Annotated in this window: 20 protein-coding genes and 1 other RNA gene; 3 read left to right on the top strand and 18 right to left on the bottom strand. The window is 56.8% G+C overall.

Annotated features, from left to right (window positions below):
* Positions 1–29: 29 nt before the first annotated feature.
* The 8 genes from ABLU80_RS21285 to bcsR form a co-directional block, all read right to left on the bottom strand.
* Positions 30–1,316, bottom strand: coding sequence for a dicarboxylate/amino acid:cation symporter (locus tag ABLU80_RS21285; protein WP_015369244.1), 1,287 nt, complete (start codon positions 1,314–1,316; stop codon positions 30–32).
* A gap of 155 nt (positions 1,317–1,471) precedes the next feature.
* Entirely contained in the window at positions 1,472–3,478 is a 2,007-nt protein-coding gene (gene hmsP / locus ABLU80_RS21280) for a biofilm formation regulator HmsP (RefSeq protein WP_063447029.1), read from the bottom strand.
* A gap of 196 nt (positions 3,479–3,674) precedes the next feature.
* Positions 3,675–7,160, bottom strand: a complete 3,486-nt coding sequence (bcsC, locus tag ABLU80_RS21275; RefSeq protein ID WP_348850448.1) for a cellulose synthase complex outer membrane protein BcsC — start codon at positions 7,158–7,160, stop codon at positions 3,675–3,677.
* A complete protein-coding gene (gene bcsZ, locus ABLU80_RS21270) occupies positions 7,142–8,248 on the bottom strand; it encodes a cellulose synthase complex periplasmic endoglucanase BcsZ (RefSeq protein WP_213759463.1) in 1,107 nt (368 codons plus the stop codon). Before bcsZ ends, bcsC begins: the two co-directional genes overlap by 19 nt.
* 6 nt (positions 8,249–8,254) lie before the next feature.
* Complete coding sequence (gene bcsB / locus ABLU80_RS21265) at positions 8,255–10,603, bottom strand: cellulose biosynthesis cyclic di-GMP-binding regulatory protein BcsB (protein WP_026612198.1); 2,349 nt, start codon at positions 10,601–10,603, stop codon at positions 8,255–8,257.
* A 10-nt stretch (positions 10,604–10,613) separates the two neighbouring features.
* Positions 10,614–13,232: a UDP-forming cellulose synthase catalytic subunit gene (gene bcsA / locus ABLU80_RS21260; RefSeq protein ID WP_015369239.1), complete on the bottom strand. Its 2,619-nt coding sequence runs from the start codon at positions 13,230–13,232 to the stop codon at positions 10,614–10,616.
* Positions 13,229–13,966: a cellulose biosynthesis protein BcsQ gene (gene bcsQ, locus ABLU80_RS21255; protein WP_015369238.1), complete on the bottom strand. Its 738-nt coding sequence runs from the start codon at positions 13,964–13,966 to the stop codon at positions 13,229–13,231. The genes bcsA and bcsQ overlap by 4 nt, the downstream gene beginning before the upstream one ends.
* Positions 13,967–13,977: 11 nt before the next feature.
* Positions 13,978–14,166, bottom strand: coding sequence for a cellulose biosynthesis protein BcsR (gene bcsR / locus ABLU80_RS21250; protein WP_015369237.1), 189 nt, complete (start codon positions 14,164–14,166; stop codon positions 13,978–13,980).
* Positions 14,167–14,334: 168 nt separating this feature from the next.
* On the opposite strand from bcsR, the gene bcsE reads away from it, so the two are divergent.
* Genes bcsE through bcsG form a run of 3 tightly spaced genes read left to right on the top strand, consistent with a single transcriptional unit; the run spans position 14,335 to position 17,761 of the window.
* Positions 14,335–15,891 carry a cellulose biosynthesis protein BcsE gene (gene bcsE, locus ABLU80_RS21245; protein ID WP_045365119.1) on the top strand — a complete coding sequence of 519 codons (1,557 nt, stop codon included), beginning with the start codon at positions 14,335–14,337 and terminating at the stop codon, positions 15,889–15,891.
* Complete coding sequence (gene bcsF / locus ABLU80_RS21240; RefSeq protein ID WP_015369235.1) at positions 15,888–16,085, top strand: cellulose biosynthesis protein BcsF; 198 nt, start codon at positions 15,888–15,890, stop codon at positions 16,083–16,085. The genes bcsE and bcsF overlap by 4 nt, the downstream gene beginning before the upstream one ends.
* Complete coding sequence (gene bcsG, locus ABLU80_RS21235) at positions 16,082–17,761, top strand: cellulose biosynthesis protein BcsG (RefSeq protein ID WP_015369234.1); 1,680 nt, start codon at positions 16,082–16,084, stop codon at positions 17,759–17,761. The genes bcsF and bcsG overlap by 4 nt, the downstream gene beginning before the upstream one ends.
* An 82-nt stretch (positions 17,762–17,843) precedes the next feature.
* Here the strand turns inward: bcsG and ABLU80_RS21230 are convergent, their stop codons facing one another.
* The 10 genes from ABLU80_RS21230 to ABLU80_RS21185 all read right to left on the bottom strand — a co-directional run bounded on the left by ABLU80_RS21230 (position 17,844) and on the right by ABLU80_RS21185 (position 25,752).
* Complete coding sequence (locus ABLU80_RS21230; RefSeq protein ID WP_015703763.1) at positions 17,844–17,951, bottom strand: type I toxin-antitoxin system toxin Ldr family protein; 108 nt, start codon at positions 17,949–17,951, stop codon at positions 17,844–17,846.
* A 56-nt stretch (positions 17,952–18,007) separates the two neighbouring features.
* A complete protein-coding gene (locus ABLU80_RS21225) occupies positions 18,008–18,310 on the bottom strand; it encodes a hypothetical protein (RefSeq protein WP_155953766.1) in 303 nt (100 codons plus the stop codon).
* Positions 18,311–18,323: 13 nt separating this feature from the next.
* On the bottom strand, positions 18,324–18,431 hold the full coding sequence (locus tag ABLU80_RS21220; protein ID WP_015703763.1) for a type I toxin-antitoxin system toxin Ldr family protein: 108 nt from the start codon (positions 18,429–18,431) through the stop codon (positions 18,324–18,326).
* Between the two features lie 371 nt (positions 18,432–18,802).
* Positions 18,803–18,910, bottom strand: a complete 108-nt coding sequence (locus ABLU80_RS21215; protein ID WP_213796202.1) for a type I toxin-antitoxin system toxin Ldr family protein — start codon at positions 18,908–18,910, stop codon at positions 18,803–18,805.
* A 298-nt stretch (positions 18,911–19,208) separates the two neighbouring features.
* Positions 19,209–20,222 (bottom strand): dipeptide ABC transporter ATP-binding subunit DppF, encoded by a 1,014-nt coding sequence (dppF, locus tag ABLU80_RS21210; protein WP_015369233.1) that lies wholly within the window; start codon positions 20,220–20,222, stop codon positions 19,209–19,211.
* Positions 20,219–21,202 carry a dipeptide ABC transporter ATP-binding protein gene (dppD, locus tag ABLU80_RS21205; RefSeq protein WP_015703765.1) on the bottom strand — a complete coding sequence of 328 codons (984 nt, stop codon included), beginning with the start codon at positions 21,200–21,202 and terminating at the stop codon, positions 20,219–20,221. Before dppD ends, dppF begins: the two co-directional genes overlap by 4 nt.
* 10 nt (positions 21,203–21,212) lie before the next feature.
* Positions 21,213–22,115, bottom strand: a complete 903-nt coding sequence (gene dppC / locus ABLU80_RS21200; RefSeq protein WP_015703766.1) for a dipeptide ABC transporter permease DppC — start codon at positions 22,113–22,115, stop codon at positions 21,213–21,215.
* A gap of 9 nt (positions 22,116–22,124) precedes the next feature.
* Positions 22,125–23,144: a dipeptide ABC transporter permease DppB gene (dppB, locus tag ABLU80_RS21195; RefSeq protein ID WP_002921786.1), complete on the bottom strand. Its 1,020-nt coding sequence runs from the start codon at positions 23,142–23,144 to the stop codon at positions 22,125–22,127.
* A 133-nt stretch (positions 23,145–23,277) separates the two neighbouring features.
* Positions 23,278–24,885 (bottom strand): dipeptide ABC transporter periplasmic-binding protein DppA, encoded by a 1,608-nt coding sequence (gene dppA / locus ABLU80_RS21190; RefSeq protein ID WP_047079867.1) that lies wholly within the window; start codon positions 24,883–24,885, stop codon positions 23,278–23,280.
* A 734-nt stretch (positions 24,886–25,619) separates the two neighbouring features.
* A non-coding RNA gene (locus tag ABLU80_RS21185) (RtT sRNA) lies at positions 25,620–25,752 on the bottom strand.
* Positions 25,753–25,800 lie beyond the last annotated feature (48 nt).

Here is a 25,800-nt window from a genome sequence, read left to right as displayed (position 1 = left end):
CCCATAGTCCATGGGCATAACATGAGGAATTACGAGGATAATTCTTGCGATTTGTCCGCGGGAACGCGGTTATTCAACACATCATCGAGCTGTTTGGCATCGAGTTCTTTCACCCATTTCGCGACAACCACGGTCGCCACGCCGTTACCCACCAGGTTGGTCAACGCGCGCGCTTCGGACATAAAGCGGTCGATACCGAGAATCAGCGCCAGGCCCGCCACCGGCAGATGCCCTACCGCAGAGATGGTCGCCGCCAGCACGATAAATCCGCTCCCGGTGACGCCCGCGGCCCCTTTCGAAGAGAGCAGCAGCACCACCAGCAGGGTGATCTGATGGAAGATATCCATATGGCTATTGGTGGCCTGGGCGATGAACACTGCCGCCATCGTCAGGTAGATGGAGGTGCCATCGAGGTTAAAGGAGTAGCCGGTCGGTATCACCAGCCCCACCACTGATTTACGGCAACCCAACTTCTCCATCTTATCCAGCATTCGCGGCAGCGCGGATTCGGACGAAGAGGTCCCCAGTACAATCAGCAGCTCTTCGCGGATATAGCGAATGAATTTGAAGATACTAAATCCAGTGGCCCGCGCGATAGAACCCAGTACCAGCACCACGAACAGGATACAGGTGATGTAGAAGCAGATGATCAGTTGGCCCAGCTGTACCAGGGTACCGACGCCGTATTTACCGATGGTGAAGGCCATGGCCCCGAAAGCGCCGATCGGCGCCAGGCGCATAATCATGTTAATGATGCCGAAAATGACCTGCGAGAAGCTCTCAATGACGTTGAAAATCAGCTGGCCTTTGCTGCCTAAACGATGCAGCGCAAAGCCAAACAGGACGGCAAACATCAGCACCTGCAGAATATTACCGCTGGCGAAAGCGCCAATCACGCTGCCCGGAATAATATCGAGTAAGAAGGCGACAACACCCTGATCTTTAGCCTGCTCGGCGTAGACTGCCACCGCGTGCGCGTCCAGCGTCGCGGGATCGACGTTCATGCCCGCGCCGGGTTGCACTACGTTGACGATGATAAGACCGATAATCAACGCAATGGTACTCACCACTTCAAAGTAGAGTAGCGCCACCGCACCGGTACGACCGACGGCCTTCATGCTTTCCATCCCGGCAATCCCTGTTACAACGGTACAGAAGATAACCGGAGCAATGACCATTTTAATCAGTTTTACGAAGGCGTCGCCGAACGGTTTCATCTGCGCGCCAAGTTCCGGGTAGAAATGGCCCAGCAAAATACCGATAGCTATGGCCGATAAAACCTGGACATAGAGGCTTTTGAAGAGAGAGAGTTTCATAGGGTGTCCTTTGGGAATAACCACAGACAATTAAAGGTTATCTGTGTCTGTGGCTTAAAAATAACACCCTGGAAACATTTCAGAAATAAGTAAGCGCGAAGTTGCAACGGAATTGTTAAAATATTTGAGCTGACTCGCACAAACAAATAAAAATGTTACAAACTTGCATCGTCCTTATCGGCCTGCAGGAAGCGCTGCATAAAGCTTTCCAGCGGCAAGGCGCAACCAAACAGGTAACCCTGAGCGACATCCACGCCAGCCGCTTGCAACCATTTCAGCTGTTCTTCTTTTTCAACGCCCTCAGCAACGATCCGCAGCTTGAGCCCGCGTGCGAGCTGAATTATCGCCGGGACCATACTGGTATCATCCGGCAACATATCAATAAACGCCTTGTCGATTTTCAGGATATCAACCGGCAGCGATTTCATATGTTGCAACTGGCGCAACCCGGCATAACCCATGCCGAAATCATCCAGCGCAATACGCGTGCCGGCGTCGCGCAGCGGGCGCAGCAGGTCAATCACCGCCTGCGGATCCTCGAGACGGCAGCTTTCCGTCACCTCCAGCACCAAGGTGCCCGGGGCGATACGATAGCGTTCAATGAGTGCCAGTAGCTCAACGCCGCGGTCAGGATGCAGCAACTGCAGTAACGAGACATTCACCGACAACGGCAACATGATCCCCTGCTGCTGCCAGGCTGCCAGCTGGCGGCAGGCTTCTTCCATCACCCAATAGCCTACCGGCACCATCAGCCCGCAGTTTTCAATACGCTCAATCAGATCGCACGGCAGCGACCAACCGCCATCGGCCTGTCGCTGGCGAAGCAGAACTTCCGCACCGCAAATATCGCCGCTGGCAATATCCACCTGCGGTTGAAACCAGATGGCGAACTGCTGATTCTCGAGCGCGGTGAGGATATCGTGCTCTTCCATTAACCGACGCTGGGCTTTTTCCATCTGCTCGGGGTCAAAGAACTCGATCTGATTTTTGCCCTTGCGCCGCGCCGTCACCGCGGCGGAAACCGCCCGACGATAAAACTGTTCGGCGCTCAGTTCGCTATTAAACATCGCGATACCGACACTGGCGCAGGGCCGCAGCTGGACACCGTGCAGCGGCAATCGCTCGCTAATAGAAGTAAGCACTTGCTTACTTAACGACACCGCTTCCCACGGCTTGCTGAGTCCGGGGGCGAAAATAGCGAAATCGTAACCGCTCACCTGCGTCAGCACCATATTGGGTGGGATAACCGCTTTCAGCTTCTCAACCAGCGTCAGGAGCAGCATCTCGCGCTGGCTCTCTTTCAGGACGCCTGCGGCATCTTGCAAGGTCTCACAGGCTACCACCAGCAGCGCCGAGGGTTGTGGACGGGTTGTGGTCTGCTCCAGCATCGCCATCAAAAAGGCTTTGTTGGGGAGCTCAGACACCGGGAAACGGGTCGATTGCAGCGATAGCTCATCATGCTGACGCAGCAAAGACTGCTGGTTGCGATTGTAGCAACGCACCAGCATGCCGATTTCATCATCCTGGTGCAGTCGCGGCAGGCTCAGCTGATGTCCGAGCCGCTCCTGCGGCGGAATATCGTTAAGCTCGCGGGCGATGGCGCGCAGCGGGCGAACAATCAGCCGGTTAATGCACCAGGTTAGCGCCACCGTCAAAATAAGCACCAAAAGTAAGTAAGTAGTCACTAACGTCGCAAGCGCGCTCATGACGAATTTATACATGCGATAGGAATCCGCCTGCAGCACCAGATAGGCCAGCGGCTGCGGGTTTGCCGGGCGCTCAAGCGAGTAAATCGGCAGGGATATCTGCACCGGTAGTTCAAACAGGCGGGTGATCATCACCGGCACCGGGCGTTCGGGAATAAAGCGCATCCGCAGCGCCTGAAATTGATTTGGTAGCACCACATCCGCCCGGCTGACGATCCCAGCAGGCTGAATGCGGCCCAGAATGGCTTCCGCTTCGGGAATATCGGCTTTCAAAATTGCCGCCGACAGGGGCTCGCGAACGGAACGGGCGATACTTTCTAATTGCGTGGCCGTGGTATAGCGACTCTGTTGCACGAAGTGAAACAGCAAAATAGAGCAAAAGACCAGGACAAACGCCATGGACACGCTCGCGACCATCGCCATCTGTTTAATTGTAAGTGAGCGGCTGACGCGCAACTGTGTTCTCCACTGAAACTGAACGACTATCCGGCAAGATCCATCAATACCGGTCGTTTTCAGGCTGATTATATACGCAAATGGTTCGCTCTCGCCCGCAAGGCGGGTTCTTCCCGAAAGCGGCGGGCGAGGTACGGCGAGTATACGCGAACAGCGCGGTGGATTGGCGATTAGCCGTAGAAATCAGGCTAATCTGCTACCAATCCGCATAAGGCACCAACGGCTGCGGCGGCATATCCATGTCGCCCTGCCAGCCGGAAGCAGAATAGCGCACGTACAGCAGCGCGTGGCTCGGGGTGTAATCTTTAGCCTGCTGAATATCCACAGCCGCGCCGACAAACCAGTTGCCGGTGACTCGCCGTTCCACCAGCGCCCGTGCGGTATAACCGAAGCCCTGGCTGCTGCCGCCCTCTTCTTTTTGCTGGCTGGCATCGTAGCGATACTGCGAAGGAATCAAATTCAGCAACGGATAGCGCGCATGAGTTTGCGTACGCGAATGGGACCACGACACCGACCCGCCGAGTTCCCACGACCAGTTTTCGGTACGCTGACGCCAGATGACCGGCACCGAGAAGGAGAGATACTCCTGCGGGCTGTAGTAACCGCCCTGGCCCAGCGTGTAACCGCTGAGGTCTTTGTCGTAGTGCCAGATCATATTGGTCAGGCCGACGGTCACCCGGCGATTATTTTCATTGATCGCTTTATAGTAGTAACCGGTCATCCAGCGTACGCGCCAGTTGTCCTCGACGTTTTTGCCGGTGAGTTGGTCAGCCCCCAGCGATGACCAGATGCCGTTAGCCTCGCCTTTATCGTAGCTGAGGCTGATGCCGCCGCCGGCGGCGCGGACGCCGCCCCAGGTAGTGCCGGTATGGCCGTCGTTAGGATTATCTTTTTGCCCGCCGAAGGAGAGCAACGAGCTGGAAATGGGTCGCCGGTGGACGTTGACGGTATAGCCGACCGGGCCGGCATCGCCGCTATAACTCAGTCCCCCCACGACATCCACCACGTTAAAGCCCATCGGCGTGGTGCCGATATCGCCGCTCCAGGTGTCGTTCTTCCAGCCAACCGCTACGCTGGCGCCGCCATCGCTCTGATTTTTACTGCCGCCATAGCAGCTAATTTCGCCACAGGTTCCCCAACTCGGCGAATAACCGCCATCGCTATTAGTGGAAAACGACCCGGCGTTCATATTCACCACATCGGTACGGAAGAACATCCGCCCGTCATACAACGGCGCGTCCACCTGCAACATGGTAGTGTGCGCTTTGAGGTCTGAATAACCGCCGGTGCCGCTCGATCCCCAATAGTCGTGCTCAAGGGTAACGTTAAGATCCTGCTGGCGATAAAGATCGGCGGCGTCGCTGCGGATCCCGCGCTTCAGCCAGTCATCCTGGCTATCGTTGCGGGTCAGGCGGGTAAAGGTGTCATTATCCTGCGGGCGAACGCGGGTCACGCCCGAGGCCACCATCGCGTCTTTATAGCTTTCCAGGGCCTGCTGTGGTTGCTCGCTTTGCGTCTGGAAACGCGCGGCATCACGCAGCACCAGCGCGCTTTCCATCGACGGCGGCTGGCTTTTCGCCTGCGGCACGATGCGGTCAAATATTTGTTGCGCGCCCGCGGTATCGTCAAATCCGGCGCGGGCCAGCGCTACCCGGCGCTGCATGTTGATCGATTCCGTATCCGCATCCTTCAACTGCGCGACCTGCGCGCGGGCGGCGTTTTTATCGCCCTCGGCGAGATAGACTTCCGCCAGGCCAAGACGCGCATCGCCATTATCAGCCTGCTGGCTCAGCACCCGATGGTACTGGGCTATCGCCTCTGCGCTATCGCCGCGCTGCTGCGCCCAATCCGCCAACGCCAGATCGTAGCGGATCGATTCCGGCTGCTGTTTAATCAAGGCAATGGCCTGCGCTTCCTGCCCGCTATCGCGAAGTTGGTTGGCCTCGCGCATCACTTTGTCGCTTTGCAGACGCCCTTCCAGTTCACGAATATTATCGGTCCACTGTCCGCGCGGCAGCGCGTTAATTTGCGCCAGCGCCCTATCATCCTGATTATTACCGGACAAATAGAGGCCGTAGGCGTAAACCCGTTCGGCATCGCCCGGCTTGCGGTTGGCCATGTTACGCATCAGCGCGTCCGCTTCCGGCCGCTGGCCGGCGCTGACTAGATCTTTCGCCAACCGATAGGTTATCCACACGCTTTCAGGATCCAGAGCCAGACGCCGCCGCTGCACCTCCGCGGCCTGCGCCCAGCTGCCCTGGCTTTCCAGCGCTTCGGCCTGTTTTTCCAGCCGATCGTTGGTAAGACTGCGTTCGATATCATCAATACTGCGCCGCTGGCTGGCGGGGAGGCTGGCAATATAGGCGCTGGCTTTTTCCGGCGATTCACGACGATAAACATTCGCCAGACCGCGTACGGCGAGATTATTGTCGCGATCCATGCGTAACGCCTGGCGATAGTAGCGTTCGGCGGCGGCGTCATCTTTGCGCGCCGCGGCGACATCGCCTAACCCCAGAACCGCGTAACTGTCGGTGTTATCCACCCGCTGCGCCTGGGCGTACGCATTTTGCGCCTGCGCCAGTTGGCCTGCTTTCAGCGCGTTATCGCCCTGTTTAATCAACAACCAATAGCGGTTGGTCTTCAGCAAACTGTCCCACTTATCGCGATTCGGGCTTTTCGGATCCATCGCGATCGCTTTATTAAGCTGCGCCACCGCCCGCGCCCGATCGCCGCGCTGTGAGTAGGCGGCGCCCAGCGCGCCGACGGCATCGCTATCGCGGGCATCCGCGCGTACCGCCTGCTGCAGATCGGCCACCGCCTGCGCCGCATTCCCGGATTTCACCGCCGCCAGCCCTTCGCTTTTGGCGCGGAAGGCTGGGTCTTGCAGTTGAGTTTGCTGCTGCGCCAGCAACACCCGGGCATTAGCGGCAGCGGAACCGGCGGGGAACTGGAGCAGGAATCGCTGTAGTGCCTGAACGCTGCCTCTGCTGACCGGCATACTTTTAATTTCGCCGAGCCACATATCAGCCGCAATTCCGCGGCCTGAGGCCGAACGCGCCATCTGTTCCAGATAGGCGAAGCCTTCCTGCGGCTTGTTATCTGAAAACATCTGCTTCGCCAGCGAGGTCAATAGCGTGACGTTATCCGGAGTACTGGCATTGAGTTTTTTCAGCTGGCTGACGCCTTCGCTATGGCGAGCGGGCAATCGCGCCACCAGCGTCCAGTATTCGATAGCGGCTTCGGTATCCGTTGGGACGCCGCCGAAGAGCTTTTCATAGGCGGCGACGGCTTCATCGACCTTCCCGGCAACGCCGAGCAATCGCGCCTGCTGCAACGCCTGGCGACCGCTACCGGTACTGATCTTCATCTCGTTGCGCGTCGCTTGTAGCGCCGACGATTCCGGGGCCAGCTTTGCCAGCAGATCGAGTTGCTTTTGCGCGCCGGCGGTGTCGCCCTGGCGCAGCAGATAGCGCGTCCGCGCGGCAAGATAATCGGGGTTATTCGGGTCGATCAGTTCCAGCCTATAAAGTGACTGACGCACCAGGTCCTCACGACTGCTGGCCTCGCCGAGACGCACTTGTTCCAGCAGATGCTGCTGTGCAGGGGTATTCTCCGCCTGCGCCAGCGGCAACAGGCCAAGGCCGACAGACAGCGTGATGAAGCTTAGTGAGAACTTGCGCATGCCTGGTTCCAGTCAGGTTGTAATTCGCCACCCGCGGCGAAACGAAAACGATGTTGATCCCACCCCTGGCCGAACAGCGTCAGCACCGCGCTGTAGTAGGCGTCCGCGTCGGGATAATGATCGGCGACCCGTTGGCGTTGTAGCGCGCGGGCGTCGTCATCTTGTAAAAACGGCAGCATGGCGGCGGAAAAGCCAACCGGCCCCTCGCCAGTCGTTTTCCCGCTGGCGATATTGGTTTTTTCCGGCGGTAATCCCTGTTTGATCGTTTGAACCGCCATCGGTTTGAAACGCGCCAATAGCGGCGCTTTTTGTTTATCGGCGTTATTGAGCATTCCGACCCACAGATAGACGCGGATAGCGTCATAGCTGCCAATAATCGGTTTATCGGTTTTCAACTGCCAGCCGCTGCCTTTCTCATAGCGCACCCAGTCCGGCGAGAAGCCTTTTGGCGCCGTTTCCAGCAGCAGTCGCAGATTGCTGTCGCGGATCTTCGGCCACGGCGCGCCAAAGCGGGTAAAGTAGGTGGCGAGCTGCGGCGGCAGATAACTTGGATTAAAGCGCCAGCCCTTGTCGTCCGCGAAACCAACTTTCCCCGGCAGTACCGACGGCCCGAGCCCCGGAACATCACCGACTTCTTCATCGGCAATCCGCGCCAGCAGCGCTTTTCCTACCTCAGTATAGTTATCAACCTTCCACAGGCGTCCGGCTTCCAGCAGCGCCCAGGCAATCCACAAATCAGAATCCGCAGCCGAATTGCTGTCCAGCACCGTCCATTCATCCTCGCTCTTTTTCCCCCATAGCCATCCCGGCAGATGGGCGCGCAGATCGCCCTGCGCCAGGTTGTTCTGCGTCCACTGGAACAGCTTATCGAAGCCCTGGCGATCGTTGGCCGCGAGAGCGAAGAACAGCGCGTAGCTTTGCCCTTCGGAGGTGGTGATTTTGCGCGCATCGCTGGGGTCGATGACCCGCCCTTCGGCACTGACATAAGCTTTTTTAAACTGCTCCCAGGCGGGCCACTGGCAGGCGGCGCTAACCTGCCCCGCCGCCAGCATCAACACCGAGAGAAGTACCCCACGAAATGCGTTCATCAGCAATTACTCATCATCAGGATCAAGACGGCGACGGCTGAGAATACGCAGCATGCGCCACAGCACCCACGCCAGCAGCACAATGCTGACTGCCGCCAGAATCGCCAACAGTATCGGATGGCTGGAGAGCGCAAACCAGATGCGCTCGAACCACGGCAGATGGCCGACATAATAGATATCGCCAACCCGCAGGCTATTGACGCCGGATTCGCGAATCACCGCCACCGAACCGAACATCGCCGCCCGTTTGCCGCTGTCATTTAAGGCGTTTGTAAGCAGCTCGTTGCCGCGTGGGCTATCGGCCATCAGGGCGATCACGCTGCGCTGGTCGTTGTATGGCGACTGGAAGCCGATAATCGCCGCCATTGGCCCGGAAGAGGTGATGTCGGTTCGCGTATGCGGCGTGCGGGCGTCATCGTCCGGGTAGATGCTGGCCAGGTCATAGTGACGCATCGGCGTTTTCACCCAGCTTTTGGTCGCCTCAACCAGCAGATTGATTTTGCTGTCGTCTTTCAGCGATGGCGGAATAGCGCCAATCAGCATCAGGTCGGCATCTTTGCCCTTAATCTGGTTACCGTCATCGGTCATCTGCAAGTTGATAGCCGCCAGCCCGCTCTGCGCGCCGATGCCACCTACCGCCTGCAGTAGCGTCTCCACCTGGCCCGCATCAGGCGTTTTCGGCACCACGATCAGCGTCTGAGAGAGATCGGCCATGCGGGTATACGGGAAACCGGCGTTGGCGAAGACGCGCAGATCCGGCATCGCCAGGAAGTGGTAATACTTCGAAAAATCGATGGTGGAGTCATCGCCGATGACCACGTGATTTTGCACCGGCTGGAAGGTAATGCAGTTATCGATGTTGCCGCCGGGCATCGGGTTCATGTACTGGAAATCGAAGCGCAGCTGGTTCATCGCGCCCAGGCGCAGCGCGGGTATGGTCACCTGGTTCTGGCCGTCCAGTAACCCCTGCAGCACCGGTAGGCGTAAAATCAGCTTATTCACATCCTGCGAGCTATTGAGGCTGAACGACTGCAGGAACTGATCGTTTAGGCTGATATCCATTCGCGAGCTATCTTTGATCGGCGGCATGGTATAGCGATACTTGAGGTCCATATCGATGCCGTTAGCGCGCAGCAGATACAGATCCGGCGGCAGATTCAGCGCCACGTTAATCGAATCTGGCACCAGGCCGCTTGATTGCAGTTGCTGTTCATAGGTTTTCAGCTCGCCGAAAGTCACCGGCCTGTCGGTACGAACCCAGTTCGGCGCGTCATAGGGCTGGCGGGCTTTCAACTCTTTCACGCCATCCACGACAACACTATCGCCGCGGAACAAAATATTCCCCTGGGCAATGCCCTTGGCCGCCAACAGCAGGTCTTGATCGTTGCGACCGAAGATCACCAGCAGCTTGACGTACGGGTTGCTCGGATGGTTGACCATTTCGATAGTCGGCGCTTTCACCGGCGGATGGTCGCGCAGGAAGTCCGGACGCTTATCGTTGGTCGCGAAGATGATAGCGTTACGTTCCGGTATCTCATTGAAGTGGACCGGGAACTGCTGGCCGCGCCAGCCAGCCTTGCTGCCAAACCAGGAGGCGACAATCGCCGCCGCCTGCTGTTGTATGACGTCAGGCGCAGCAGCAAAAACCATCGGCAACGTCAGCGGACGGTTGTCGCGCGAGTCGTAGAACGGCACCGGGAAGTGGGAGAGATCGTTACGGACCTGCAGCGACTGATAGGTTAAATCCAGCGAGCTCTCACGACCGATATCAAGCCACAACGTACTGCTCGCCGGGTTTTCGCAAACGTCGCGATAGTGGCCGACGAACTCCAGCCGCACGCGGTTAAAATCGGTGATATACAGCGGATCGACGGGGATCTGGGCGCTCACTTTTTTACCCAGTTGCTCTTTGGTGACCGGCAGTACGCCCATCAGCTCGTCGTTAAGATAAACCTTCAGTTGAGACTGCACCGGCAGCAGCGAAGGCGACGGCGTGTAGTCAAGATTGAGCAGCGCTTTGGCGACCACCTCATCGCTGCGCATACCGAACTCTACGGCGCCCTCAGGATGCGAACCGCGCAGCACCATGCTCCCCGGCGGCGGCGCGATTTGCGCAAAAGTCAGCTTCACATCGCGAGAGGGAATGTTGTCCGCTACCACCACCGGTGCGGCAGGATCGATAACCGTCGCCGTTGGCTGGCCATCGTTAATGACCGGCGCTGGCTGAGCCGCTGTCGCTGGAGCTCCGGCAACCACGGCCTCCGGCGGCGTCGCCGGAGCCGAAAATGTTGCGAAGGGGTACCAACTGCTCATTCCCACCGCCACTGCACAAATCAAGGAAAGTTTTCTTTTCATCGCATTATCATCATTGTTGAGCCATTGCCGGTTCTGCCGAAAGCACCGCCGCGGCGCGTTCGGGACGGCGCGGTAAAAACGATACAATCCAGGCCACCAGCGAGGTGAGCGAGCGGAAAATAACCTTCACCGACGGCGGCGAGAACTCCGCCAGGTGACGATATCCACGGAACCCCAGCTTGAGGATATCCAGCAGGCTTTCCATCGGCTTATCTTCCGGGAAGCTATCCTGCCAAAGCGCCCACGTATCAGCGCGGGCAAACGTACACTGCACAAAATCAATATGTTGCTGGTTTGTCAGCGGCAGCAATTGCAGACCGACTTCGCCGCCGTTCACCCGCGCGACGCGTACCGGGAAGTCATATTCTTGCTGTCCGCGTTTGAGCAGCAGATTCACGTGTTGCCCTTCCAGTACCCGCGCTTCACCGTGAATTTTTATCCCCAGGCCGCCGTCCGAGTAGTCATGAACGGTACAGGAGAACAGGTGGCCATCCGGGCGGGCAATCGCCGCCGGCATTGACATCTCGACGCGGTGCGAACGCCGCACCTGTTTGCTCTCCACCGACACCGCCACGGCGCCGCCGAGGATGATTAAGTTATAAAACACCCAGATGATACTGACCCAGACGGTTAAAATTTCGTTTTCGGGCCCGTACATAAAGCGCCAGATGCCGACCGCCACGCCCACCAGATTGAGCAACACCAGATAAATATAGGGGCGGGAGATAACCCAATCGACATACTCGTCTTTCACCAGCCCGCCTTTGGCGGTGACGTTAAACTTGCCTTTATGCGGGTTAATCAGCGCGACGAAGGTCGGCGGCGCGATATACCAGGCCAACACCGTTTCGTAGATTTCACTCCAGAAGGAGTGGCGGTACTTGCCCTGGATCTTCGAGTTGGTCAGGCTGGCATGAATCATATGCGGCAGCACGAACAAGGCGATCATCAGCGCCGGCGCATAGATGATATAGGCGTGTAGCAGCAGGAAGGCCAGCGGCGCGGTGAGGAAAATAAGCCGCGGGATACCGGACAAAAAGTGCAGCATCGCGTTGACGTAGCAGATACGCTGCGCCAGCTTCAACCCTTTACCGAATAAGGGGTTGTCGAGACGGAAAATCTGCACCATCCCGCGCGCCCAGCGAATACGCTGGCCGATATGCGCCGACAAGCTTTCCGTCGCCAGCCCCGCCGCCTGCGGGATGCGCATATAGGCGGAGGTGTGGCCACGACGATGCAGGCGCAGTGAAGTGTGAGCATCCTCGGTGACCGTTTCAACGGCGATACCGCCGATTTCATCCAGCGGGCCGCGGCGAATTACCGCGCAGGAGCCGCAGAAAAAGGTCGCATCCCACATGTCGTTGCCGTCCTGCACCAGGCCGTAAAACAGCGTCCCTTCATTTGGCGTTTTACGAAAACGGCCCAGGTTGCGTTCGAACGGATCCGGCGAGAAGAAGTGGTGCGGCGTCTGCATCATCGCCAGCTTTTTATCCTTCAGGAACCACCCCATAGTCATCTGCAGAAACGAGCGGGTGGGCACGTGGTCACAGTCAAAAATAGAGACGAACTCGCCTTTCGCATACTTCAGCGCATTGTTGATATTGCCGGCCTTGGCATGTTCGTGACTGGTACGCGCGATGTAATGTACGCCGACATCTTTCGCGAACTGGCGAAACTCTTCGCGCCCGCCGTCATCAAGGATCCAGATATTGAGCTTATCCTTCGGCCAGTCGATACCCTGAGAAGCGTAGATGGTATTTTTCACCACGCTGAGATCTTCGTTGTAGGTCGGCACGAAGATATCCACCGTCGGCCATTCGTTCATATCTTCCGGCAGCGGCACCGGCTGGCGATTCAGCGGCCACACCACCTGGAAATAGCCCAGCACCAACACAATCCAGGCGTAGGTTTCGGCAAACAGCAAAATCAGCCCGCACACCAGACTGACCGGATCATTCCAGTTCAGCGTGGAGGTATAGCGCCACCAGATATAGCGACAAGAAACGGTCAATGACAACACGATCAACATCAGGGCAGAGAAACGCCCCGGAATACGCCGCACCAGCAGCGCAACGCCCCACAGTAACAGCAGGAAGATAAACTGCGACAGCGGGTTAAACGGCTGGGTGATACACAACAGCGCCAGAATCAGCGAGAAGAAGGTAATGGTGCCAAGCACCAGCCGCCGCAGCTGCGGATGCAGATGTTCAAGCTCTTTTTGCTTATCGAGGTGGCCGGTACGGGTGTTGACCTTCTCCGGTAATTTTTCCAGCCACTGCGCGTAGCGCCCGTGAACCCCTTCCAGCGCCGCCAGCGAGCGCCAGTTTATTTTTTTATCCGCTTCCGGCACCCGGGTCGCCAGCAGCCAGAGCGACTGCAGCAAATAGCGCAGCGGATCTAACGGGCGTGGGCGATGCGGATTAATATGCGGAAAATAGTCGCCATGGTGTTCGCGAATAGCTTGCCAGCGCGGCGTCTCAAGCGGCATGAATGCCCACGCCAGCGACGCCCACAGGCAACCGAGAAAAGCCGAAAGCACCGACGCGCCATGCTGACGATAGTCATCATAACGTTCACTCAAGCGCTCGCCCACCGGCGGCGCCAGCAGCAACGTACTCAGGCGGATCATGCCGCCCCCTCCCTGGCATAGTGCAGCAGGCACCAGTTGGCCAGCGTCAGCACCTCTTCCGCCGCCAGCGAATCCTGGCGGTATTCGCCAAGAGGCTGTTTCGCCGCCAGACACTCCGCCATCGCTTCATCGCGGTGAATCGTGACCGGCAAAATACGCCGCTGGCTTTCCAGCCACAGTTGATAGAGATCTTCCTGCAGCTGGCTGCCGACGCGCAGGTCGTTAATCAAAATATCCGCGTTGGCAGGCAGCGCCTGCTGATGCAGACGTATATGACTGTTACCGTCGGGGTGCACAACCTGCAGCGCACGATCGCAGACGCTCAGCAGTTCGCGGGTAAGCGGAGAGTAGCCTTCCGGAATATCAAGCAGCAGCCAGCGGTGGCTCCCCTGCTGATCGAGCAATTTGATTTGCGCTGCGATGGGTTCCAGGGTCGGACTCAGTTTATCAACGTGCTCGCGTTCGCCGGGGGTCAGGCGGCCAAACGGCAGAAGATCGATATGCGCGGTGTAGCGCAGTCCGGCGTCGCGCCAGTCGCGACCGTCAATCAACGAGCGCGCCCAGCCGTTGTGATGGTCGAAATCAACGTTGAAAAAAAAGCGCAGCATATTGTCCGGGCTGGCATCGACCACCAGTACCGTTTCGCCGAGCAGCTGTAGCGCCCAGGCCAGTGCGGCGGTAATGGAGGTGGTGCCTACGCCGCCGCGTATGCCTTGTAATCCCAGAATCGCCATCGACGGCTTCCTTACTTTTTCTCTGCTAATTCGGCCAACAGCGGCCAGCGTTGCAACGCCGCGGCGAGCTGTTCGCGTCGGGAAATATCGTGGTAATCAATATCCGGCAGGGAAAATGCCCGGCTTAATGCCAGGAAATCATTTTGGAAGGTATATCCCAGCGTCGCATCGCCAGGTACCGCAGGGTCTTTTTCCGGCATTTCTCTGTCCATTCGAAAAACACATTATAAAACCAGGAAGTGTAAACCGCTCATCCCTAAAATTACGTGTACATGCTAAAACTGATGTCCTTTAATTTCAATGTTAGGTTTACTCTCACGCTTTCGCTAGTAAACTAATCATTGTAAATAGGGCGCGCGAGGGACATCGTGGATATTGTATATACGTTGGGTATTTCATCGTTATGGGACGAAGTATGCCATATGCCCGTTGGCGGGGTGTGGTGGCTTAATGTCGACCGCTATGCCGACGCCGTCAGCCTGATGAATCAAACGCTGGAAAGCCAGGCGCAGGACAGCAAAGTCGCCGCCATAGTGATGGGAAAAAACCCTAAAGAAGTCATGTCATTAAAAAAAGATCGCGGCCCTAATAAAATCGCATTATTCACCATGCCCGATCGCCCGGAAGGCCTGAAGGAGTTGCACCGCGACCTACTTTGTTCGATGGAACCTGGCAATTATTTATTTATTCTGCTATGTACAGAAAATTCCTGGCAAAATATAAAAACAGAAGAATTACTCCATTGGGTAGAAAAATCGAATCGATGGGCCAAATATCATAACTGCTCTCTTATGATACTTAATTCTGCTAACGATACCGACAAACAACTTTCCCCGTTATTACGCCAGTATCGAGCCCTTTCCGGGCTGGCCAGCATTCGTTATCAGGGCGATAGCCATCTATTTGATATCGCATGGTGGGGCAGTGAGAAAGGTATTAGCGCGCAGCAGCAGTTGGTTATTTTACACGATGATGAGGGCTGGCGACTGGCGCAAAACGAAGAAGCGGTGGTACAGCCGCGCAGCGACGAAAAAATCGTCCTCAGTAATTTGCGCGTGCTGGAAGGGGCGCCCGCACTTTCCGAATATTGGACGCTGTTCGAAACCAATGATGCCGTGTTTGAAGCCGGTCGTACCGCGCAAGCGGCCACCTTGCTATTTTCCATCACCCAGAACGAACAAATAGAGCAGCTCGGCCGCTATATCCATACCCTGCGTCGCCAGCGCGGCAGCGCCCTAAAAATCGTGGTACGTGAACAAACGCCGAGCCTGCGCGCCACCGATGAACGCTTGCTGCTAAGCAGCGGCGCCAACATGGTGATCCCCTGCAGCGCCGGGCTTTCACGCTGCCTGACGCTCATTGAAAGCGTGCAAAAGCAGAAATTTACTCGCCACGTTCCGGAAGATTTCAACACGCTGTTGACGTGGAGCCGGCCGCTTAAACTTCGCGGCTATCAAAAGTGGGACGCCTTCTGTGAAGCGGTCGGCAATATCATGGCCAACACGCTGCTGCCGCCGGATAGCAAAGGGGTGATGGTGGCGTTACGCCCTGCGCCGGGGCTACGTGTTGAACAGGCATTAACCCTGTGTAAACCTAACCGCATGGGCGATATCGTGACGATCGGTAATAATCGATTAGTGCTGTTCTTATCGTTTTGCCGGGTAAATGACCTCGACACCGCATTAAACCATATCTTCCCATTACCGACCGGAGACATTTTCTCTAACCGTATGATTTGGTTTGAAGACAAGCAAATTTCAGCGGAAATCCTGTTGATGCGGGGCCTCTCCCCGGACAACTGGAACACGCCGCTGCCAATTACCATAGGCAAAAACGAAGCTCTTAACGTTAAGCACGATGGGCGCCAGTGGCGGCGAATCCCGGAACCCTGGCGGCTCTCCACCGACGGAGAACCGCGGTCATGATGTCTATCGCCGATATCATTCAGCTGATCGTATTGTGCGCCCTGCTGTTTTTCCCGCTGGGATATCTAACGCGCCATTATCAGCGACGTATTCGCACGACATTGCGTTTGATGTTCTTTAAACCCCGTTATGTGAAACCAGCCGGCGTGCTGCGCCGGGATAATGCGACCAGGCAGGGCAAACTGAAAAAATGACCAAAGCAAAAACTACCGCTACGCCGCTTCCGCTATGGCAGTACTGGCGCGGCCTGTCTGGCTGGAACTTCTATTTTCTGGTGAAGTTTGCCCTGCTGTGGGCGGGGTACCTGAACTTCCATCCGATGCTTAACCTGGTGTTCCTCGCCTTTCTGCTGGTGCCGATCCCCCGAGAAAAACTGCACCGGGTACGCCACTGGATAGCGATTCCGCTCGGCTTTGCCCTGTTCTGGCATGATACCTGGTTACCGGGTCCGGAAAGCATCATGAGCCAGGGTTCGCAAATTGCCGGTTTCAGCGCCGATTACATCTGGGATCTGATCACCCGCTTTATTAACTGGAATATGGTCGGCGCCTTCTTTGTGCTGCTGGTGCTGTGGCTATTCATCAGCCAGTGGCTACGCGTTACCGTATTTGTTTCGGCTATCATGGTCTGGCTGGTTATCAGCCCGCTGCTGCCCTCCTTCACCTTATGGCCTGCCGGTCAGCCGACCACGGCAGCGGCCACGCCGGCGGCAACAACCGGTGGAACCACAACAGCCGCGGCATCCACCAGCGCTGCCGCCAGCGGCGATATCCCACCGCAGACCGAACCGCCAACCTCGGCTAACCTCAGCAACTGGCTGAAAACTTTCTATGCTTCTGAACAGAAAAGAAAAACGTCATTCCCCGCTCAGCTTCCTGAGGATGCGCAGCCGTTTGATCTGCTGGTGATCAATATCTGTTCCCTGTCATGGTCGGACATCGAGGCTGCCGGGCTGATGGATCACCCGCTGTGGAAACATTTCGATATTGTCTTCAAAAACTTCAACTCCGCGACCTCCTACAGCGGCCCGGCAGCGGTTCGCCTGCTGCGCGCCAGCTGCGGCCAGCTATCTCATAGCAACCTGTATCAGCCATCGGGCAGCGAGTGCTATCTGTTCGAAAATCTGGCGAAACTGGGCTTTACCCAACAGCTGATGCTGGGGCATAACGGCGTATTCGGTGACTTCCTCAAAGAGGTTCGCTCACTCGGCGGCATGCAAAGTCCATTGATGGATCAGAGCGGTTTGCCGGTTATCCTGCAAGGCTTCGACGGATCGCCGGTTTACGACGACCAGGCGACGCTCGATCGCTGGCTACAGTCCACCGAGAAGCTTAACACGCCGCGTACCGCGACCTTCTACAACACGCTGCCGCTGCACGATGGCAACCATTATCCCGGCCAAAGCAAAACGGCAGACTACAAAGCTCGCGCGCAGAAATTCTTTGATGAGCTGGACGCCTTCTTCACCGAACTGGAAAAATCGGGGCGTAAAGTGATGGTGGTGGTGGTGCCGGAACACGGCGCCGCGCTGAAGGGGGATAAGATGCAGGTTTCCGGGCTGCGCGATATCCCAAGCCCATCGATTACCAACGTCCCTGCGGCGGTGAAATTCTTCGGCATGAAGGCGCCGCACCAGGGCGCCGCGGTGGAAATCACACAGCCTTCCAGCTACCTCGCGGTTTCTGAACTGGTGGTGCGCGCGCTGGACGGCAAGATGTTTACCGAGGATAACGTCAACTGGCAGCAGTACACCGCTAACCTGCCGCAGACCGCGGCGGTATCGGAAAACTCCAACGCTATTGTTATTCAGTATCAGGGCAAACCCTACGTGCAACTCAACGGCGGCAGTTGGGTGCCATATCCGCAGTAAATACGAAAAAGGCCGCAGGAGGATTCCTGCGGCCTGTTCGGGCGCAAATTGCCAACGCAGCAGACTCACGCCCGCCGGTCCGTCACTTCTGGTTATGCATCCAGCTGACGATAATACTGACCACAATGCCAGCGATTATCGGCGCCGCCAGATCGTCCCATAAGATCAGACCCAACTGTGTGAGCGTCATAGAGCCGCCTGTATTGCAATGGCAACCGTTCGCGGCTATCTTTAACTTGCTTGGAGTTAGTGATAGCCCTCGTTCAGTTGCCTGGTTAATACCAGCAACGTGCGAGGGTTTTCTCTTTCCAGCAACTTATTTATGCCGCCGGGGTTCAAGCCCCCGCAACATTGCGCCTCACCGGGCGAACCCGGCTTGGCGTCGATTCTACTGCTCCATGTCATCGCCTTCACCACGCCCTTTGGCAATCTGCGAGGCGCATTCCAGCATCCAACCACATTCTGCGTGCCGCCAGGTAAAGACGAAAAAGGCCGCAGGAGAATTCCTGCGGCCTGTTCGGGCGCAAATTGCCAACGCAGCAGACTCACGCCCGCCGGTCCGTCACTTCTGGTTATGCATCCAGCTGACGATAATGCTGACCACGATGCCAGCGATTATCGGCGCTGCCAGATCGTCCCATAAGATCAGACCTAACTGTGTGAGCGTCATAGAGCCGCCTGTATTGCAATGGCAACCGTTCGCGGCTATCTTTAACTTGTCTGGAGTTATGATAGCCCTCGTTCAGTTGCCTGGTTAACACCAGCAACGTGCGAGGGTTTTCTCTTTCCAGCAACTTATCTATGCCGCCGGGGTTCAAGCCCCCGCAACATTGCGCCTCACCGGGCGAACCCGGCTTGGCGTCGATTCTACTGCTCCGTGTCATCGCCTTCACCACGCCCTTTGGCAATCTGCGAGGCGCATTCCAGCATCCAACCACATTCTGCGTGCCGCCAGGTAAAGACGAAAAAGGCCGCAGGAGAATTCCTGCGGCCTGTTCGGGCGCAAATTGCCAACGCAGCAGACTCACGCCCGCCGGTCCGTCACTTCTGGTTATGCATCCAGCTGACGATAATACTGACCACGATGCCAGTAATTATCGGCGCCGCCAGATCGTCCCATAAGATCAGACCTAACTGTGTGAGCGTCATAGAGCCGCCTGTATTGCAATGGCAACCGTTCGCGGCTATCTTTAACTTGTCTGGAGTTATGATAGCCCTCGTTCAGTTGCCTGGTTAACACCAGCAACGTGCGAGGGTTTTCTCTTTCCAGCAACTTATCTATGCCGCCGGGGTTCAAGCCCCCGCAACATTGCGCCTCACCGGGCGAACCCGGCTTGGCGTCGATTCTACTGCTCCGTGTCATCGCCTTCACCCCGCCCTTTGGCAATCTGCGAGGCGCATTCCAGCCATCTCCCGCCGAAATCATCACGCGACAACCCGCCTCCCATCACGCCCGCGCTTTCTCCGGATTCTCATCCTGATCAACGGCAAAGCAGGCCACCAGTTGGCCGCCGTAATCCTTAAGCTGCGGTTGAAGCTGGGTGCATGGGCCAAAGCGTCGGCGGCAACGCGCATTAAAGGCGCAGCCCGGCGGCGGATTCAGCGGGCTCGGCAGTTCGCCGGTCAGCTTGATGCGCTCGCGCCGATCGTCCGGGTTCAGTCGCGGCGTCGCCGACAGCAGCGCCTGAGTATACGGATGACGCGGGTTATTAAAGATCTGATCCTTGGTCCCCTTCTCTACGCAGCGGCCAAGATACATCACCATGACTTCATCAGCGATGTGCTCGACGACCGACAGGTCGTGGGAGATAAACACGTAGGACAGCCCTAAATCCTGCTGCAAATCCATCATCAGGTTCAGCACCTGGGCGCGTACCGAAACATCCAGCGCCGAGACCGGCTCATCGGCAATCACCACATCCGGATCCAGCATCAGCCCGCGGGCAATGGCGATACGCTGGCGCTGACCGCCGGAGAACATATGCGGGTAGCGATCGTAATGCTCCGTTTTCAGGCCCACCTTCGCCATCATCGCCAGCGCCTTTTCACGCCGCTGCTCTTTGCTCAGGCTGCTGTTAATCAACAGCGGCTCTTCCAGAATCTGCCCCACTTTTTTACGCGGGTTCAGCGAACCATACGGGTTCTGGAACACAATCTGGATTTTTTGCCGCCGCAGCTTTTGCGCCTGCGGGTCGTGCTTGAGCAGATCCTGCCCCTGATAATACAACTCGCCGCCGGTGGGAATTTCAATCATCGTCAGTAAACGACCCAGCGTCGATTTGCCGCAGCCCGACTCCCCCACTACCGCCAGCGTTTTACCGCGTTCAAGAGTAAAGGAGACGCCATCCAGCGCTTTCACCAGCCGTTCCGGAGCGAACAGACCCTTCTTCACCGGATAGTGTTTTTTCAGATCAATGGCCTGCAACAGCGGTTGCTGCGTGGCGGCCTTTTGCGTACTCATAATCCAGGCCTCCCGGCATCATCGAGTGGGTAGTGGCATTTAGACTGACGGCCGCCGTCGAGATCCGCGAGCGCGGGCTCTTCGCTCCGGCATTTATCCGTTGCGTAGGGGCAGCGCGGGTTCAGCAGGCAGCCGTTAGGACGATCGTATTTCCCCGGCACCACACCCGGTAACGATGCCAGACGCGCTTTATCCTGGGCAAATTCCGGCAGCGCACGCAATAACGCCTGGGTATACGGGTGACGCGGCGCGCGGAAAATATCTTTCGCATCGCCGGTCTCCACCACTTGACCCGCGTACATGACGATAATTTTATGCGCGGCTTCCGCCACCAGCGCCAGATCGTGGGTAATCAGCACCAGCGCCATATTCTCTTGCTGCTGTAACTCCAGCAGCAGTTCGATAATCTGCGCCTGAATGGTCACATCCAGCGCGGTGGTCGGTTCATCGGCAATCAGCAGTTTTGGCCGGCAGGCGATCGCCATCGCGATCATCACGCGCTGGCTCATCCCGCCGGAAAGCTGGTGCGGATAAACGTCCAGCCGCGACGCCGGGTCAGGAATACCCACCAGGTTCAGCAGGTCGATCGCCCGCTGGCGGCGGGTTTGCTTATTGCCACCCTGATGGACCTTAATCGCTTCCATAATCTGGTAGCCGACGGTAAAGCACGGGTTGAGGCTGGTCATCGGATCCTGGAAGATCATCGCCACTTCCGCCCCCACCAGCTGGCGCCGCTCTTTTTCCGAAATACGCTGCAAATCGCGGCCGTTAAATTCCAGTTTGTCCGCCATCACCCGGCCGGGGTAATCAATCAGCCCCATAATCGCCAGCGAGCTCACCGACTTACCGGAACCCGATTCCCCCACGATGCCGACCACTTCGCCCTGCTTCACGCTATAGCTGATGCGGTCTACGGCACGGAACGGCGCATTCTCATCGCCGAAATGCACCGATAACTTATCTACATTTAATAACGCCATCTCGAACCTCTTACTGCTTCAGTTTGGGATCGAGCGCGTCACGCAGACCGTCACCCATCAGGTTAAATGCCAGCACCGTCAGCAGGATCGCCACACCCGGGAAGGTCACTACCCACCAGGCGCTTTGCGCGAACTGCAATACGTCGGAAAGCATGGTGCCCCACTCAGGCGTCGGCGGCTGCGCGCCCATACCGAGGAACCCCAGCGCTGCCATGTCGAGAATGGCGTTAGAGAAGCCCAGCGACGCCTGAACAATCAGCGGCGCAAGACAGTTAGGGAGAATATTAACGAACATCTGGCGCATCGCGCCGGCGCCCGCCACGCGGGAAGCGGTAACGTAATCGCGGTGCACTTCCACCAGCACCGCCGCGCGCGTCAGACGCACATAGTGCGGTAGGGCAACAAAGGTGAGCGCCAGCGAAGCATTGACGATTGACGGCCCGAAGATTGCCACCAGCACCAACGCCAGCAGCAGGCTAGGCAGCGCCAGCATGATATCGACCACGCGCATGATGATGGAGTCCACCACCCCGCCGAAATAGCCAGCAATCAGCCCCAACACCACGCCGAGGATCAGCGACAGTACTACCACCAGACAGCCCACCAGCAGCGACAGGCGCGCGCCGTACATCAGACGTGAGAGAATATCGCGACCCACGTCATCGGTGCCAAGCAGATGCGCCAGGCTGCCGCCATCCTGCCAGAACGGCGGCGCCAGCAGCGAATCACGGAACTGATCCGCCGGGTTATAAGGGGCGAGAAAGTTGGCGAATACCGCGATGATAATCATCACCGCCACATACACCAACCCGACGACGGCACCCTTATTGCGTTTGAAATAGTGCCAGAACTCCTGCAGCGGGGTCATTGGCACCGGTGCGGCGACAACTTTATTTTCTGTAATTTGTGACATGATGGCCCCTTACTTCTTATGCCGGATACGCGGGTTCACCACGCCGTACAGCAGGTCGACCAGCAGGTTGACGAGAATAATCATCGTCGCCACCAGCAGAACCCCGCCCTGCACAACTGGATAATCGCGGCGCTGTAGCGCATCGATAAGCCAGCGGCCTAAACCTGGCCACGAAAAAATGGTTTCGGTTAGAATGGCGCCCGCCAGCAGCGTGCCCACCTGGAGACCAATCACCGTCACCACCGGCAGCATCGCGTTGCGTAGCGCATGGATGACGATCACCCGCATGCGGGTCAACCCCTTAGCTCGTGCGGTACGGATGTAATCCTCGCCAAGCACTTCCAGCATCGATGAGCGGGTCATACGCACGATCACCGCCAGCGGAATCGTACCCAGCACGATGGCGGGTAGGATCATATGCATTAAGGCATCAATAAAGTCGCCCTGCTCGCCCCAGATGGCGGTGTCAATCAGCATAAAACCGGTCAGCGGCAGGGTATCGTCAAGGAATACCGTATCGCTGATACGCCCGGAGACCGGCGTCAGATTCAGCTGTACCGAAACCAGCATAATCAGCATCATGCCCCACCAGAAGATAGGCATCGAGTAGCCGGTCAGCGCCAGACCCACGGCAGTGTGGTCAAAGATGGAACCGCGTTTTACCGCAGCCAGCACGCCCACCGGAATACCGACGGCGACGGCGAAAATCATCGCGCAGACGCCCAGTTCGAGGGTGGCCTTGAAGCGAGGCACAAACTCTTGCCACACGGGAATTCGGCTTTTCAGCGAGATCCCTAAATCACCGTGCAGTACGCCCCAAATATAATGGGCATATTGCTGCCACAGCGGCTTATCAAGGCCCATTTCGGCCAGCAACTGCGCGTGACGTTCGGGGGAAATACCACGTTCGCCCGCCATAATCATCACCGGATCGCCGGGGATCATATGAACGAAAGCAAAGGTGAGAAGGGTAATACCGATAAATGTCGGGATGACGAGTCCCAAACGTCGGAGAATAAACTGCAACATAACCCGGATTCTCTATAGTGACGCCAGGCCTGGTGACAAGGCGTCTGTATTGCTCACAAAAGTACTCCCCGAATAGCGGGAATACGCCCCCCGCCTCTCCCGCGCGGGGAGAGGGGGTCAGGCATCGTGCTTATTATTCGACAGAGACGTTATCGAAGTGGTGTTTGCCAAGCGGATCAACCACATAGCCTTTGACTTCTTTACGCACTGGCTCGTAAACGGTGGAGTGAGCAATGATCAGCGCCGGAGCCTGGTCATGCATCACTACCTGAGCCTGTTTGTACAGTTCAATACGCTTGTTGTGGTCGTCGGTGGCGCGTGCCGGTTGAATGAGGTCTTCAAACGGCTTATAGCACCAGCGAGAGTAGTTAGAGCCGTCTTTCGCCGCGGCGCAGCTGAACAGGGTCGCGAAGAAGTTATCCGGATCCCCGTTGTCGCCGGTCCAGCCCATCATCACGGTCTGATGCTCGCCCGCTTTCGCGCGTTTCAGGTACTCGCCCCACTCGTAGGTGACGATCTTGGCCTGTATGCCGACTTTCGCCCAGTCGGCCTGGATCATTTCAGCCATACGGCGCGCGTTCGGGTTATACGGACGCTGTACCGGCATTGCCCACAGGTCGATGGTGAAGCCTTTTTCCATGCCCGCTTCTTTCAACAGTTGCTTCGCCTTCTCAGGATCGTAGGTGTAGTCTTTAACGTCATCGTTATAGCCCCACATGGTCGGCGGGATCAGGTTCTTCGCCGACTGGCCGGCGCCCTGATAAACGGCTTTGATGATCGCTTCTTTGTTCACCGCGTAGGTCAGCGCCTGGCGAACTTTGACGTTATCCAGCGGTTTTTTCTCGGTATTGAAGGAGAGATAACCCACGTTCAGACCCGGCTGTTCCAGCAGGTTGATGTTTTTATCTTCCTTCATGCGCGCGATGTCAGCCGGGTTCGGATACGGCATCACCTGGCACTCGTTTTTCTGCAGCTTGGCGTAGCGTACGGAAGCGTCCGGAGTGATGGAGAAGACCAGACGATCGATCTGCGGCTTGGTGCCCCAGTAGCCCGGGAAGGCTTTATACAGAATGCGCGAGTCTTTCTGATACTGCAGCAGCTGGAATGGGCCGGTGCCGATTGGGTTAAGGTCTACTTTTTCCGGCGTGCCGGCTTTCAGCATGTTGTCGGCATATTCTTTCGACAGAATAGAAGCAAAGTCCATCGCCAGGTCAGCGAGGAACGGCGCTTCCGGGCGAGTCAGCACGAACTGGACGGTATTATCGTCCACTTTCTTCACTTCGCTAATCAGGTCCTGCAGGCCCATCCCTTCGAAGTACTCATAGCTGCCGCCAGAGACTTTATGGTACGGGTTTTTGTCATTTTTCTGGCGGTCGAAGGAGAACACCACGTCGTCGGCATTCAGCTCGCGCGTTGGTTTAAAGTCTTTATTATCCTGCCACTTCACACCTTTACGCAGGTGGAAGGTATAGGTTTTACCGTCCTCGCTGACATCCCACTTCTCAGCAAGACCAGGAATAACTTCAGTCGTACCGGTTTTGAATTCAACCAGACGGTTATAAATAGGCACCGAACTGGCGTCATAGGTGGTACCCGAGGTGAAGAGCTGTGGGTTAAAGCCTTCCGGCGAACCTTCAGAACAATAAACCAGGGTTTTAGCTTGTACGCTTGCGGCAACGGTCATGGCGACCAGGCTCAGACCAAGCTTCAGCATCCCTGACTTTTTCAAGGAAATACTCATTATTCTGCTCCAAAACTGTGATGTTGTTTGCATATAGCCGCCAGACCTTTATTTATTTTTTACCCGGTCTGGTCGGTGGTGCCCGAAGGCGTTGAGAGAGATGGGGATTCCGTTCGCTAAAACGACTGAGTTGCAGTACGGATTCTCCATGAAATGCCCCTCATGCCGTACAATCTGTCAACAGAATGGTTAAACGTCAATACAGCTAACCGGGTTTTGCGTCAGGGGTGAGAATCGGTGGGCAAAGATTAAAAAAACTTGGTGGCGCTATTTTCAGCAGAGAAATTTATGCTAGCGGCCATAAGCCAGAATAAACCCCTTAATAGTTTGCAACATCTGGTGATAAACAATTCTTAAAAATGGTGAAAATTTCTTCCCATGTGACCATTATGTGAGCGATTAATAGCGCGAACGTTAAAACGCACAGCGGAAAATGCTGTAGTTAGCCATAAGCTTCGCGAAAAAAGATCTGTTCATCGATAAAAAAATGCAATGGAAGATGTCACAAAACAGCGAACAGCTGGCGAGATACGCGGGGAAATGCGATTTTTGTGATTATGGCGGGGTTTTCGCCCCGGCTTGCGCTGCGCTGAGCCGGGCTACCGAGCGGGCTATGCGCTGTGCGAATGTAGCCCTGATAAGGCGCTTGCGCCGCAATCAGGGAAGCGCTCGAGTCGAACCTCTTCGGGCCGAAGATGCAAAAAAGCCTGCTCATTGAGCAGGCTTTTCAAATTTGGTCGGTGATAGAGGATGACTCGCCACTTCGTGGCTCGCCCTACGGGCCGTTGCTGACGCAACGTTCTCTCGCTACGCTCGAGTCGAACCTCTGCCCCCGGAGGTTCTCATCCTCTTCGGGCCGCAGATGCAAAAAAGCCTGCTCATTGAGCAGGCTTTTCAAATTTGGTCGGTGATAGA

Source organism: Klebsiella sp. CN_Kp104 (genome assembly GCF_040064515.1).
GTDB classification, from domain to species: Bacteria; Pseudomonadota; Gammaproteobacteria; order Enterobacterales; family Enterobacteriaceae; genus Klebsiella; species Klebsiella aerogenes.
The sequence above is the reverse complement of the archived record's forward strand: the minus strand, read 5'-3'. Positions and strand labels throughout refer to the sequence as shown.

Coding starts and splice junctions, on each gene's coding strand:
- ABLU80_RS21285 (WP_015369244.1), bottom strand. CDS start 1,316: ATGAAACTCTCTCTCTTCAAAAGCCTCTATGTCCAGGTTTTATCGGCC.
- bcsC (WP_348850448.1), bottom strand. CDS start 7,160: ATGCGCAAGTTCTCACTAAGCTTCATCACGCTGTCTGTCGGCCTTGGC.
- bcsZ (WP_213759463.1), bottom strand. CDS start 8,248: ATGAACGCATTTCGTGGGGTACTTCTCTCGGTGTTGATGCTGGCGGCG.
- bcsB (WP_026612198.1), bottom strand. CDS start 10,603: ATGAAAAGAAAACTTTCCTTGATTTGTGCAGTGGCGGTGGGAATGAGC.
- bcsA (WP_015369239.1), bottom strand. CDS start 13,232: ATGATCCGCCTGAGTACGTTGCTGCTGGCGCCGCCGGTGGGCGAGCGC.
- bcsQ (WP_015369238.1), bottom strand. CDS start 13,966: ATGGCGATTCTGGGATTACAAGGCATACGCGGCGGCGTAGGCACCACC.
- bcsR (WP_015369237.1), bottom strand. CDS start 14,166: ATGCCGGAAAAAGACCCTGCGGTACCTGGCGATGCGACGCTGGGATAT.
- bcsF (WP_015369235.1), top strand. CDS start 15,888: ATGATGTCTATCGCCGATATCATTCAGCTGATCGTATTGTGCGCCCTG.
- bcsG (WP_015369234.1), top strand. CDS start 16,082: ATGACCAAAGCAAAAACTACCGCTACGCCGCTTCCGCTATGGCAGTAC.
- ABLU80_RS21230 (WP_015703763.1), bottom strand. CDS start 17,951: ATGACGCTCACACAGTTGGGTCTGATCTTATGGGACGATCTGGCGGCG.
- ABLU80_RS21220 (WP_015703763.1), bottom strand. CDS start 18,431: ATGACGCTCACACAGTTAGGTCTGATCTTATGGGACGATCTGGCAGCG.
- ABLU80_RS21215 (WP_213796202.1), bottom strand. CDS start 18,910: ATGACGCTCACACAGTTAGGTCTGATCTTATGGGACGATCTGGCGGCG.
- dppF (WP_015369233.1), bottom strand. CDS start 20,222: ATGAGTACGCAAAAGGCCGCCACGCAGCAACCGCTGTTGCAGGCCATT.
- dppD (WP_015703765.1), bottom strand. CDS start 21,202: ATGGCGTTATTAAATGTAGATAAGTTATCGGTGCATTTCGGCGATGAG.
- dppC (WP_015703766.1), bottom strand. CDS start 22,115: ATGTCACAAATTACAGAAAATAAAGTTGTCGCCGCACCGGTGCCAATG.
- dppB (WP_002921786.1), bottom strand. CDS start 23,144: ATGTTGCAGTTTATTCTCCGACGTTTGGGACTCGTCATCCCGACATTT.
- dppA (WP_047079867.1), bottom strand. CDS start 24,885: ATGAGTATTTCCTTGAAAAAGTCAGGGATGCTGAAGCTTGGTCTGAGC.